The following is a 12,201-nucleotide window of genomic DNA, read 5'->3' on the forward strand; positions in this document are numbered from 1 at the left end:
GCGTCATCGGGGTCGATTCACTATAATCCTCATATCGTGTCGTCTGGAGAAGCCCTCGACGCCATCGTGATCGGCGGCGGTGTCGTCGGTTTGGCCGCCGCCCTCGAAATCGCGCAGCGCAACCGCACCGTCGCCGTCCTCGAGAGCCAGCCCCGGCCCGGCATGGCGACGAGCACGCACAACTCCGGCGTGATCCACGCCGGCATGTATTACCCGACCGGCTCGCTGAAAGCGCAGCTCTGCGTCGAAGGGGCCGCGCGGCTGTACGCCTTCTGCGCCCGGCACGGGGTGTATCACGAACGGTGCGGCAAGCTGATCGTCGCGGCGAACCAGAGCGATCTCGGGCGGCTGGAGGCACTCCAGCGGCTCGGCGCGGCGAATGGCGCCCAGGGACTCGAGATCGTCGAGCAGGCCTTCGTGACGCGTCGAGAGCCGCGCATCGCCGCCGCCGCCGCAGCGCTGTGGTCGCCCAACACCGGGCGTCTCGACGCCTCGATGCTGGTGCTGGCCTTGAGGCGCGCGGCCGAAGCCGCCGGAACGCTCTTCGTCCCTAACGCTCGGGTCGAAAGCGGCGAACCGGCGAGCGGCGGTTACCTGCTGCGCACGGCTCTCGAACACGCGGAGGCGCGGGTGGTCGTGAATGCGGCAGGCCTGTATGCCGACGACGTGTCGGCCATGCTCGGCGGCGAGGCCTTCACGATCCATCCGTGCCGCGGCGAGTATGCGCGGCTGCGGGTGGCGCGTTCCGCGTGGGTCAACGGCCTGGTCTATCCGCTGCCAGACACCTCGGGCCACAGTCTCGGCGTCCACCTGACCAAGGCGCCGGACGGCACTGTCCTGCTCGGGCCGACGGCTCGATATCAGTCCGACAAGGAAGACTACGAAAACGACCGCCTGCCGATCGAGACGTTCCTCGAGCCGGCGCGCATGCTGCTGCCGGCCCTCTCGCTGGACGATCTCGAGTACGGCGGCAGCGGCATCCGCCCGAAACTGGCGCCGGCCGACGTGCGGTTCGCCGATTTCATGATCCGGCGCGACACGCAGCAGCCCAGGCTCGTGCATGCCGCGGGCATCGAATCACCTGGCCTGACCGCCTGCCTGGCGATCGCCGACCGCATCGCCGCCCTGGTCGAGGAATCGCTAGCCTAGGCGCCCGCCCGCAGGTAGCGCGCGATCGCGTCGCGCCACGGCGGCATCACCACGCCCAACGAGGCGAGCCGTGCCGGCGACATCGCGCAGTAGCGCGGGCGCGGCGCGCGCGCCTTGAACGTCTCGAGCGTCAGCGCTTTGATCGTCAGGCCGGCGCCCAGCTGGCGCGCCACTTCTTCGGCCACATCCCGCCACGTCGCGGCGCCGTCGTTGACGCAGTGATAGACGCCGGGAGGCACCTCGCGATCCAGGACGGCGCGCGTCGCTGCCGCTACGTCGGGCGTATAGGCCGGCGACACGGTGCGGTCGACGAACACCGGCACGACTTCGCCGTTGCGGATGCGATCGACGATGGTGCCAACGCTGCCGCGCCGCGCCACGGGCGTCGGGGGCGGCCCGAACAGGCTCTCGACACGCAGCACGTAGTGGCGTGGCGCGTCAGCGGCGAACCACTCGCCGACCAGCTTCGACGCCGCGTAGGTATTGCGCGGGTTGACTGGATCTTCTTCGGTGTAGGGGCGCGCCGATTCGCCGTCGAACACGAAATCCGTGCTGTAGTGCACGAACGCCGCCTGGCAGTCGCGCGCCGCGGCCGCCAGGGCCCGTACACCGAAGGCATTGACCCGCAGCGCCGCGGGGGCGTCGTCTTCGGCTCCGTCGACGTCGTTGTAGGCCGCGCAGTTCACGATCACCGCCGGCCGTACCTCCGTGACCATCCGCCGGATGGCCGCGACATCGGTAATGTCCAGCGCCGCGTGGTCCGCGGCGGTAACCTCGTGGTCGCGGCCCAGCTCTTCGACGATCGCCGCGCCGAGCAGCCCGGCGGCGCCGGTGACGAGGAGCCGCTTCATGCGGCGGCGACGATCGCGTCGACGACCGTCTGCTGCTGCGCCTCGGTCAGCTCGCCGTAAATCGGAATCGCCAGCACCTCGGCGGCGGCCGCCTCGGCGTGCGGAAAGTCGCCGTGGTGATAGCCGAGCGGCGCGAAGCATTCCTGCAGGTGGAACGGCACCGGATAGTAGATCTCCGTGCCGATGCCCGCGGCGTCGAGCGCCGCCTTCACGGCGTCACGCCGTTGGAGGCGAATCACGTACTGGTTGAAGATGTGGCGGCGTCCTGGCGCACGCGCCGGCAGACCGATCGGCGCCGCCGCCGCGGCGAACAGGCGATCGTAGCGATCGGCGTTGCGACGCCGCGCCTCGGTCCACGAATCCAGGTGGCGCAGCTTCACGCCGAGCACCGCCGCCTGCAGCGCGTCGAGGCGGAAATTGCCGCCGATCCGCCGGTGGAAGTACTTCGGCTCGGCTCCATGATTGCGCAGCAGCCGCACTTCCGCCGCCAGGGCGGCGTCGTTGGTCGTCAGCAGTCCGGCGTCGCCGAACGCACCGAGGTTCTTGCTGGGGAAGAACGAAAAACATCCCGCGACGCCCATCGATCCCGCCTGACGCCCCTGGTCCGTGGCGCCGATCGCCTGCGCCGCGTCCTCGATCACCGCCAGGCCGTGACGCCGCGCCTGATCGAGGATCGGATCCATCTCGGCGCACTGCCCGTAGAGGTGCACGGGAATGATCGCTTTGGTGCGCGGCGTGATGGCGGCGGCGAGCGCCGACGGATCGATATTGCACGTTGCCGGATCGACGTCGACGAATCTTGGCGTGGCACCGACGCGGGCGACGCAGCCGGCGGTGGCGAAGAACGAGAATGTGGGCGTGACGACCTCGTCGCCCGGCCCAATCCCGAGCGCCATCAGCGCGACGAGGATCGCGTCGGTGCCCGACGACAGCCCCACGGCGTGCGCGACGCCCAGGCGGCCGGCGATCTGCTGTTCGAGGGCCTCGACCTCGGGCCCGCCGATGAACCGCTGGCTGTCGGCGACACGGGTCAGCGCCGCGAGGAGATCGTCACGGAGGGGCCGATACTGGGCCTGCAGGTCCAGGAGCGGAACACCCATCTTCAGCCGCGCGGCCTCGTCACCGGCTGATGTTGGGTGCGCCCCAGAGCGGCATGTCGTTGCGCTGATCGTCGGCCTGGCCGGCTGGGCTGCTGCGCGTGTTCAGGATGATGTCCATCTCCTCGCCAGCGTAGGCCGACAGATCGACCGCGACCGGGATCCAGCGGCGCTCGGAGGGATTGGCGTGCGGGTTGAGCACCTGCTCGAAGAGCTTCTCGAAGCTGCGGCCGTCCGACACACCGGCGAAGAACAGCACGCCGTTGCCGTCCTGCTCCCAGGATTCGGGCTTGGTGCCGAGCGACACGCGCAGCCACCCGTCGTCGGGCACGCGAATGTGGAACGTGAGGCGGCCGTTGGGTGGCGCGGCGATCGCCTGCTTGCGTTCGCCGCCCAGCGTGGCGTCGACCACGCTGTATTCGCCGCCCTGTCGCTTGGCCTGCTGGAATTGGGAGATCAGGTCGACTCTGGCAGCGCTGCCGCGGTGGAAGAGCCACCAGCCCGCAGCAATTACCACGATGAGCACCAGGGCGGTCAGCACCGCGCGGTTGGTTTTCATAATGCGCGCCTAGTCTAACCCGTTCCGCGCGGTTTCGGCGCCCGGAAACCGGCCGCCGTTCGTTCAGCGGCCGCGTCGCTCCTTGACCGCCGCGCGCGTTTCCCGGTCGGTTTCGCGGCGCTTGATGGTTTCGCGCTTGTCGTGCGACTTTTTGCCCTTCGCCAGGCTGATCGCCAGCTTGATGCGCCCGTTCTTCAGGTAGAGGCGCACCGGCACGAGTGTCATGCCGCGCTCCACCGTCTTGCCAATCAGCTTCCGGATCTCCTGCCGGTGGAGCAGCAGCTTGCGCCGCCGCGTCGGCTCGTGATCGCTGTAGCCGCGGTTCCGGTACGGATTGATATGGATGTTGTACACCCAGATCTCGCCGCCCTCGATCCGCGCGAAGCTGTCGCGAAGGTTGGCGCCACCCTCCCGGATGGACTTCACCTCGGTGCCGACGAGCGCCATCCCGGCCTCGAACGTCTCGAGCAGGTGGTAGTCGTGGCTGGCCTTCCGGTTGTCGGCAATGATTTTCTGCGCTTCTTCGCGCTCGGTCTTCGCCATGCGTCGCCGCCCTAGCGGGCCCGGCTCACCAGTGTAGCAGCCAGGCGGATCGCTTCGATCAGGCTGGAGGGATCGGCCTCCCCTCGTCCCGCGATGTCGAACGCGGTGCCGTGGTCGACCGAGGTCCGGATGATGGGGAGCCCGAGCGTCACGTTGACCGCGCGGCCGAAGGCGAGCAGCTTCACCGGAATCAACCCCTGGTCGTGGTAGCAGGCAATGACCGCGTCGAACTCGCCGCGCGCGGCGCGCGAAAACACCGTGTCGGCCGGCCATGGGCCGCTGGCGGCGACGCCGCGCGCCCGCGCGGCCTCCACGGCAGGGCGCAGCACGTTCGCGTCCTCGTCTCCGATCACGCCATGCTCGCCCGCGTGCGGGTTGAGACCGGCCACCGCGATCCGCGGCCGGGGAAATCCGAAGCGCGGCAGCTCCGACGCCGTCAGATCGATGACGAAATCCATCAGCTCGCGCGTGATGAGGCCGGGGACCTGGCGCAGCGCGACGTGCACCGTCGCGAGCACGACGCGGAGCTCCTCCGCGTAGAACATCATCACCGCCTTCTCGCCGCCGCACAGGAAGGCCAGCAGGTCGGTGTGCCCTTTCCACGGCAGGTCGGCCAGCGCGAAGGCTTCCTTGTTGATCGGTGCCGTCGCCATGGCAGCGACACGTCCGTGCCGCGCGTCCTCCGCGGCTGCGACGACGGCCTCGTAGGCGGCTCGGCCGGCCGCCCCCGACAGCACACCCGGCGTGAAAGCGCGCAGCTGCTCGGCGGTATGCGGCCCGTAGAGGATCGGGTCACACACCTCGGTGACGCGCGGGTCGGCGGCGGCTTTCAGCGAGATCTCGGGCCCGATGCCAGCCGGGTCGCCGACGGTGATGGCAATGCGGGGCAGCGGCGAGTCGGGCACGCGATCCTAGGAGTGGCAGGATCCGCAGGATCCACACCCGCCGGTGCCGCAGCCGGTCGGATTCGTGCAGGCGCCGTTGTCGGCGCAGCCGCCGTGCTTCACGCCGTTGCCGTTCGGCAGCTCGTAGCGCAGGCAGCACTTGAGGCGGCCGCACTGTCCCGACAGCTTCGAAGGATTGAGGCTGAGCTGCTGCTGCTTCGCCATCTTGATCGACACCGGCTCGAAGGTCTTCAGCCAGGTCGTGCAGCACAGCGGCCGGCCGCAGGACCCGTAGCCGCCGAGCATCTTCGCCTCGTCGCGGACGCCGATCTGCCGCATCTCGATGCGCACGTGGAAGTGGCCGGCGAGATCGCGGACCAGTTCGCGGAAGTCGACCCGCGCGTCGGCGGTGTAGTAGAAGACGAGACGCCCGCCGTCGAACGGATACTCGACACGCGTCAGCTTCATCGGCAGCCCGCGCTCGCGGATCTTCATCTGCGCGACGCGGTGTGCTTCCTGTTCGCGCTGCCGGTGCTTCAGCTTCTGGACGACGTCCTGCTCGCTGGCGCGCCGCAGCACGACCGCCGCATCGTGCTCTGGCGGCCGGCGTCGGTCGGCGTGCTCGGCCGCCATCCGGGTTACCGTGCCGATCGCCTGTCCCTCGGCGCTTTCGACGACGACCTCGTCGCCGGGCCGCATCTGATCGTCGACCAGCAGATCGGGCAGCAGGAACGAGTACTGGCGCCCCGCCGGCGTAAATTTGACCGACACGAACGGCCGGGCGGGTGCCGTACTCATAGATGCAGCGCCACCCAGTCGGCGACGATCTTCGGGCTCGCGTTGCGATCGAGCGCGTCGACGGCGCGATCCACCACCGCGAACGCCTCGACGGCGCGGCGCGCGTCGTAGGCCCGAGCGAGCGACTGCAGCTGCGGCCGCACGTCCGCGTTGGCCAGGATGTGCTCAGCGCCGCGCACCGCGATGAGACCGAGGTCGCGCAGCAGCGACGACACCGCCCGGAGACGCCGCGACAACTCGTCGCGATCGGCCGCGCTGCCGGCAAACGCCTTGGCCGCGTCGAGCCGTCGCCGCGGATCGGGTGTGGCGGCCGCGCCGAGGAGCTGCGCGGCGGCATCCCGATCTTCCAGCGCGTCGGCAGCGCCGTCGGTCAGCGCACGCCCGACGCTGCCATCGCTTGCCGCTGCGGCGGCTCGCGCATCCGCCGCGTCGAAACCATGATCGCGGACCAGCACGGCCGCCACATCGGCCGGGTGCAGCGGCCCGAAACGCAGACGCTGGCATCGCGATCTCACCGTCGGCAGCAGAAGATCGGGGCGCGACGTGATTAGCACGAATACCGAGGCCGGCGGCGGCTCTTCGAGCGTCTTGAGGAGCGCGTTCTGGGCCTCCGCGAGCAAGGCGTCGGCATCTTCGATCGTGACGATCCGGCGACGGCCTTCGAACGGCCGGTACATCGCGCGATCGATCGCCTCGCGCACCTGATCCACCTTGATGGTGCCGGAGTCACCCGGCTCGACGACGAGGATGTCGGCGTGGACGCCGCGGGCGATCCGCGTGCACGGGACGCAGGCGCCGCAGGCGTCCATCCCGGCGGCGACGGTTGCGGATGCGGCGATCGCGATCGGCGAGTCGCAGTTGAGCGCCTGTGCGAGCGCGAGCGCCGTTCGCCGCTTTCCGATGCCAGCCGGTCCGGCAAAGATCAGGCTCTGCGGCAGCATCTGTCGGGCGACGGCGCGTGCCAGCAGCTCCAGCACCGGCCGATGGCCCACCACGGAGGAAAACGGCATCCTCCGCCCAATCTATCAGCGATCGGCGTGATCCGCGCAAAAGCCCGCGCGCTATCCCCCGCCTCGACCGAAGAGTCGGCCCCAGAAGCCGCGTTTCTTCTTGGGCTCCTGATCAGGCGCCACCGTACCGGGCAGCGGCGGCGAGGCTCCGACCGTTCCAACCGGCACGCCCGGCGGCGTGACCCCAGGGGCCGGCTCGCCGGGGACGGATCCGGGCGGCGCACCGGCGGCAATCATCGTCGCGGAGCCGTTGGGCAGCGGGTGCAGCGGACAGAGCGTCGTCGGCTGGCGCCCTTTCACGAAATAGTCCGTGTAGACCATCGATCGCGCCTCGAGCGTCCCGTTGTCGGTCGGGGTGAGAACGCTGGCGCAGCCGGTGTTGGGCAGCTGGCCCGACAGGCGGCAGACGTTCACGCCGATCACGTTGGCCGGGCGCTCGAACCAGTCCGCCTTGTCCCCCCTGGTCGCCGTTTTCATGAACGCCGCCCAGATCGGCACGGCCACGTCGGCGGCGTAGCCGTTGGCGATGATCGTCTTCGGCTGATCGAACCCGACCCAGACGCCGGTGACCAGATGAGGCGTGTAGCCCACGAACCAGGCATCCACGTAGTCGTTGGTCGTGCCGGTTTTGCCGGCGGCCGGCAGCGTGAACCCCATCTGCCGCGCCTTGTAGGCGGTCCCGGACGTGATCACGTCGGCCAGCATGCTCGACATCAGGAACGCGGACGACTCGCTGAGGACGCGCTGCGCGTGGGCCGGATCGGTGTAGAGCACCGTGCCGTCGGCGTCTTCGACGCGCCGGATGAGGACCGGCGCCTGCAGCGTTCCGGCGTCGGCAAAGGCGCCGTACGCGGAGGTCAGCGACAGCAGCGTCACGTCGCTCGTCCCGAGCGCGAGCGACGGCACGCTCGGCGGCGTGCCGACATTCATCTTCTGCGCGTAGCTCACGGCCGCCGGGATGCCGACCGTGGTCAGCATCTGCACGGCCGCGCGGTTGCTCGAGATTTTCAGCGCCGAGCGCATCGTCATCGCGTCGGCATCCGAATGGCCGTCCTCGGGCATCCACTTGCCTTCGGGCGTGTCGACGGCGGCGTTCAGGTTCGAGATCAGCGACGCGGGGGAATAGCCGGCTTCGAGCGCCGCGGCGTAGACGAACGGCTTGAAGGCCGACCCCGACTGTCGGCGCGCCTGTGTGGCGCGGTTGAAATGGCTTTCGTTGAAGTCGCGGCCGCCGACCAGCGCCCGCACGGCGCCGGTCCCCGGCTCGAGCGCGACCAGCGCGCCCTGCAGGTAGTCGAGATCGTCGGCCGTGTCACGCGTCTGGTGCCGATAGCCGCGGCGGCGCTCGATCGTGGCGATGCCGTCCTCGACAACCTTCTCCGCTAGATGCTGCAACGCCGGATCGATGGTCGCGTAGACGCGCAAGCCGCCTTCGGCGATACGGGTCGCGCCGAAGCGTTCGACCAGCTCCCGGCGCACCTGCTCCTTGAAATAGAGGCCGAACGACTCCTTCATTTCGATGCCGTTGCTCAGGCGCATCGGCGCGTGCCGGGCTCGATCGTAGTCGTCCTGGCTGATGGCATGATTCGACAGCATCGCGCCGAGCACGACGGTGCGCCGGGCGACGGCGCGGTCGGGATTCACCGTCGGCGCGTAGCTCGACGGCGACTGGATCAGCCCGGCGAGGAGCGCCGCCTCGGCAACGTTGAGCTCGCTGGCATGTTTGCCGAAGTAGCCCCGGGCGGCGGCCTCGACCCCGTACAGGCCGTCGCCGAAATACACCTTGTTCAGGTACATCTCGAGGATCTGTGGCTTGGTGAACTGGCGTTCGATGCGCGCGGCCAGCACGGCTTCTTTCAACTTGCGTCGGTACGTCTTGTCGCGCGTCAGGAAGCTCTGGCGCGCCAGCTGCTGGGTGATGGTGCTGCCGCCCTCGGCGCGGCGGCCTTCGCGAAAGTTGCGCACGGCGGCGGCCATGATGCGGATCACGTCGACGCCTGAGTGATCGTAGAACCGCTGGTCCTCGACCGAGACGACCGCGTTGACGAGCAGCGGCGACACCTGGGCGAGCGGGACCTCGATCCGCTGCTCTCTGAAAATGGTGAACACCGGCACATCGTGGGCGTCGAAGATGGTCGTCGCCTGGGCCATGTCCCCGAGCCCATGTATTTCTTTCTCCCCCGGGAGCCCAGCGACGAGGTCGTGACAGAACCAGAACGTGCCGCCGGCGGCAATCGCTAACCCAAGCGCCATCAAGACGATGGCGGCCGCGAGAAATCGTGGTCGCCCGTGCAGCCAGGCTCGCGCCGACCCGATCCCGCGTCGCAGCCGATTCATCACTCAGGACCAGCGTGCAGAATGCGCGCCAGCGCTATACTCGTCGCGCCAACGATGGACCGGACGACGCTTCGTCTCTGGATCGCGGTGACGGCCGTAGTGGGCACCGGATTCGGGCTTGCCGCGCAGCCGCGCGGGCCGGCGCCGGACCCCCTCGTCCGCGAGAACGCCACCGTCAGACTCGCGCCGCACACCTATCTGATTCCCGACAACAACGTCGGCCTCGTGCCCAACGTCGGCATGGTGATCGGTTCGTCCGCCTCCCTGGTCATCGATCCGGGTCTGGGCCGCCGCAACGGCGAGACCGTGCTCCGGGAACTGGCAAAGATCAACCATCCTCCCGCGCTCTTCATCGCCACGACCCACTTCCATCCGGAGCACACCACCGGCTACGACGCGTTTCCCCCCGAGGCGAAGTACGTCAACTCGCGCGTGCAGGAGACGGAATTCGAGCAGAGCGGGATGTCGATGGTGCGGACCTTTGCGGGCCGATCTGCGGTCACGGCGGAGCTGCTGAAGGACGCCGCGCGCCGGACGGCCGACGTCACCTTCGACAGCGACTACATCTTCGATCTCGGCGGCGTGCACGTGCACGCCGTGCTGGTCGGGCCGACCCACACGCGCGGCGACACGGGGTTCTTCGTCGAGGAGGATCGCGTACTGTTCGCGGGCGATGTCGTGATGAACGAGTCTTTCCTCGCGGCCAGCGACGTGACGAGCATGGCGGCGTGGCTGCGCGCCTTCGATACCTTCGACGCGATGCACCCGTCGACGATCGTGCCGTCGCACGGGGCGACCGGGCCTGGAACGCTGATCGCCTCCAACCGTGCGCTGATGCAGACGATCGCCAGCCGCGCCGCGGCGCTCAAGGGCGCCGGCAAGTCGGCCGATGAAACGGCGGCGGCGATTCAGGCGGAACTGACCGATGCGCATCCGGGCTGGGCACGGGCCAACGGGATTGCGGCGGCGGCGCGCGCCGCCTACCGCGAAGCGCGATAGATCTGCCGGCGCCGCTGCGAGGGTCAGCGGCCGGGCAGGAGCGGCGTCGGCCTCGTGCACAACTGGAGAGGCATCCCCCATGGATCGCGCAGCATCAGCAGCCGCGATCCGTCCGGCATCGAGCGTTCTTCGACGAACGACGCGCCGGCGGCGACCAGCGCCGCGCGGGCGGCGTCGGGATCGGCGGCCGCGAAAGCGACATGAAATCGCATCGGATTCATCGCCGCATAGTCAGGGATCGCGTCGCCGACATTGCGGTAGATCTCGATGACCGCGCGGCCGGCCGCGTCCGCGAGGAAGTGTATCTGCGACGGCTCTGGGGCGTGGCGAACGACCCGCATCCCCAGGTGTTCGACATACCAGGCGGCCATCGCGACAGGGTCGGCGACGTTGCAGGCGATGTGTTCGAGGTTCAGCGTCGGCATCCGGCTATTGTCGCTCACTGTCATCGAACTGTCAGGATCCGATCGGTATAGTTCGAGGGATGATATGCAGCGAAGGAGCGAAGCAATGCTGACTTCCGGACTCTCACGGTGGATCAATCGTGCCTCCGTCACGGCTCTCGGGCTCGCCTGGCTGGCGGCCTCCGGGCTCATCGCGGCCCCCACCTTCAAGATGGAGAAGTTCGACATCAAGGGCGAAGGCGGAACGGACTACGTCGCCGTGGACTCGGCAAGAGGGCGCGTGTTCGTGTCGCGATCCACTCACGTGATGGTCGTTGAAGGCGCCACCGGCAAGGTCGTCGGCGACATCCTCGACACCCCGGGTGTCCACGGCGTGGGCGTCGCACCGAAGGCCGGGCACGGCTTCACCACCAACAGCGGTGATCAGACCGTGTCCATGTTCGACCTCGAGACGCTGGCGCCAATCAAGAAGATCAAGATCGGCCCGGGACTCGACGGAATCATGTACGACGCCCCGGACGACAAGATCATCCTGACCAACCACAGCCGGCCCGGCACGTTGACCGCGATCGATCCCACCACCGGTGACGTCGTCGCCACGGTCGAACTCGAGGACAACGGACCCGAGGGCGCGGTGGCGGACGGCAAGGGACACATCTTCGTCAACAACGAAGGCAAGAGCACGATCCAGGTGATCGACGTCAAGACCTGGAAGGCCACCGCCTCCTGGCCGCTCGCGCCGTGCGACGGCCCGACCGGCATCGCCTACGACAGCGCCACCAATCGCATCTTCTCCGGCTGCAGCAAGACCTCCGTCGTTGTCGATGCTTCCAGCGGCAAGATCGTCGCGACGATTCCCAACGGAACGCGCGTCGATGCGCTCGGCTGGGATCCGTCCGAGAAGCTCGTCTACGTGCCCAACGGCGGGGAAGGCAACGTCACGGTCGTCCACCAGGACTCCGCGGACAAGTACAGCGTCACCGCGACTGTCGCGACGTTCGCCGGCGCCAAGACCATCGCCGTCGATCCGCAGACGCATCGCGCCTATCTCTTTCAGCCCGAGCGTGGCCCGGCACCGGCGCCGGCGCCGGGCAGCACGCCGCCTGCTCCGGGACAACGCGGCCGCGGGCCGCAGGGCCCCGTCGTGGCCGGCTGGTTCATCATCGTGAGCCACTGAGGGATCGCGGTGCCGGGGTGCGTCCGCGGATGAAGGGCGGTACATCTGCGTTCTATTTCGTGACACGCCCGCGCAGATGACGGCGAACGCTCACGGCGCGCCGTCCCTCGGACGCGTCCGCAGAAACCACTTCGGTGTCCCTCGCGCCAATCGATCCAGATAGGCCAGCCACAGGAGCGCGCGCGGCCAGCGCGGATACAACGCGCGCATGTAGTGCCGCGATGGCGCGACGCGCTCCCCGAGCAGCCGCAACGCCAGTCGCCAGCTCGAGACGCTCGTCAGATCCGCGCGCAGCGTCGCGATCGGCCGGGCGCCGCCGAGGAATCGCGCGGCCGGCTCCGATCGACCCGCGCCCGCGGCGCGAAGACGCGACGCCAGCGTCGCCGCCCCAGG

At 69.0% G+C, this 12,201-nt stretch carries 13 protein-coding genes; 3 read left to right on the forward strand and 10 right to left on the reverse strand.

Features of this window, described 5'->3' with window-relative positions:
* Window positions 1–36 precede the first annotated feature (36 nt).
* Window positions 37–1,149, forward strand: coding sequence for an NAD(P)/FAD-dependent oxidoreductase (locus VGI12_11865; protein HEY2433360.1), 1,113 nt, complete (start codon window positions 37–39; stop codon window positions 1,147–1,149).
* Here VGI12_11865 and rfbD read toward each other — a convergent pair.
* The 8 genes from rfbD to VGI12_11905 form a co-directional block, all read right to left on the reverse strand.
* Complete coding sequence (gene rfbD, locus VGI12_11870) at window positions 1,146–2,000, reverse strand: dTDP-4-dehydrorhamnose reductase (GenBank protein HEY2433361.1); 855 nt, start codon at window positions 1,998–2,000, stop codon at window positions 1,146–1,148. The two genes, VGI12_11865 and rfbD, sit on opposite strands and share 4 nt — an antisense overlap.
* A complete protein-coding gene (locus tag VGI12_11875) occupies window positions 1,997–3,100 on the reverse strand; it encodes a DegT/DnrJ/EryC1/StrS family aminotransferase (protein HEY2433362.1) in 1,104 nt (367 codons plus the stop codon). The genes rfbD and VGI12_11875 overlap by 4 nt, the downstream gene beginning before the upstream one ends.
* Before the next feature lie 19 nt (window positions 3,101–3,119).
* Window positions 3,120–3,656 carry a hypothetical protein gene (locus VGI12_11880; protein ID HEY2433363.1) on the reverse strand — a complete coding sequence of 179 codons (537 nt, stop codon included), beginning with the start codon at window positions 3,654–3,656 and terminating at the stop codon, window positions 3,120–3,122.
* 63 nt (window positions 3,657–3,719) lie between these two features.
* On the reverse strand, window positions 3,720–4,199 hold the full coding sequence (smpB, locus tag VGI12_11885; GenBank protein ID HEY2433364.1) for an SsrA-binding protein SmpB: 480 nt from the start codon (window positions 4,197–4,199) through the stop codon (window positions 3,720–3,722).
* 11 nt (window positions 4,200–4,210) lie between these two features.
* Complete coding sequence (gene pdxA / locus VGI12_11890) at window positions 4,211–5,104, reverse strand: 4-hydroxythreonine-4-phosphate dehydrogenase PdxA (GenBank protein HEY2433365.1); 894 nt, start codon at window positions 5,102–5,104, stop codon at window positions 4,211–4,213.
* A gap of 6 nt (window positions 5,105–5,110) precedes the next feature.
* Window positions 5,111–5,881 carry a regulatory iron-sulfur-containing complex subunit RicT gene (ricT, locus tag VGI12_11895; protein ID HEY2433366.1) on the reverse strand — a complete coding sequence of 257 codons (771 nt, stop codon included), beginning with the start codon at window positions 5,879–5,881 and terminating at the stop codon, window positions 5,111–5,113.
* On the reverse strand, window positions 5,878–6,891 hold the full coding sequence (holB, locus tag VGI12_11900) for a DNA polymerase III subunit delta' (GenBank protein ID HEY2433367.1): 1,014 nt from the start codon (window positions 6,889–6,891) through the stop codon (window positions 5,878–5,880). Before holB ends, ricT begins: the two co-directional genes overlap by 4 nt.
* Before the next feature lie 51 nt (window positions 6,892–6,942).
* Window positions 6,943–9,228, reverse strand: a complete 2,286-nt coding sequence (locus tag VGI12_11905) for a PBP1A family penicillin-binding protein (GenBank protein HEY2433368.1) — start codon at window positions 9,226–9,228, stop codon at window positions 6,943–6,945.
* A gap of 54 nt (window positions 9,229–9,282) precedes the next feature.
* Here VGI12_11905 and VGI12_11910 point away from each other — a divergent pair, with 54 nt between their 5' ends.
* Window positions 9,283–10,227: an MBL fold metallo-hydrolase gene (locus VGI12_11910; GenBank protein ID HEY2433369.1), complete on the forward strand. Its 945-nt coding sequence runs from the start codon at window positions 9,283–9,285 to the stop codon at window positions 10,225–10,227.
* A 23-nt stretch (window positions 10,228–10,250) separates the two neighbouring features.
* Here the strand turns inward: VGI12_11910 and VGI12_11915 are convergent, their stop codons facing one another.
* The gene (locus tag VGI12_11915; GenBank protein ID HEY2433370.1) at window positions 10,251–10,652 is read right to left on the reverse strand and encodes a VOC family protein; all 402 of its coding nucleotides are present in this window, start codon (window positions 10,650–10,652) and stop codon (window positions 10,251–10,253) included.
* An 85-nt stretch (window positions 10,653–10,737) separates the two neighbouring features.
* Between VGI12_11915 and VGI12_11920 the strand changes: the two genes are divergently transcribed.
* Window positions 10,738–11,808, forward strand: a complete 1,071-nt coding sequence (locus VGI12_11920) for a hypothetical protein (GenBank protein HEY2433371.1) — start codon at window positions 10,738–10,740, stop codon at window positions 11,806–11,808.
* Window positions 11,809–11,898: 90 nt separating this feature from the next.
* Here VGI12_11920 and VGI12_11925 read toward each other — a convergent pair.
* The coding region (locus VGI12_11925; GenBank protein ID HEY2433372.1) for a hypothetical protein at window positions 11,899–12,201 on the reverse strand (303 nt) is incomplete at its 5' end.

This window comes from Vicinamibacterales bacterium (assembly GCA_036496585.1).
Classification (GTDB): Bacteria; Acidobacteriota; Vicinamibacteria; order Vicinamibacterales; family 2-12-FULL-66-21; genus JAICSD01.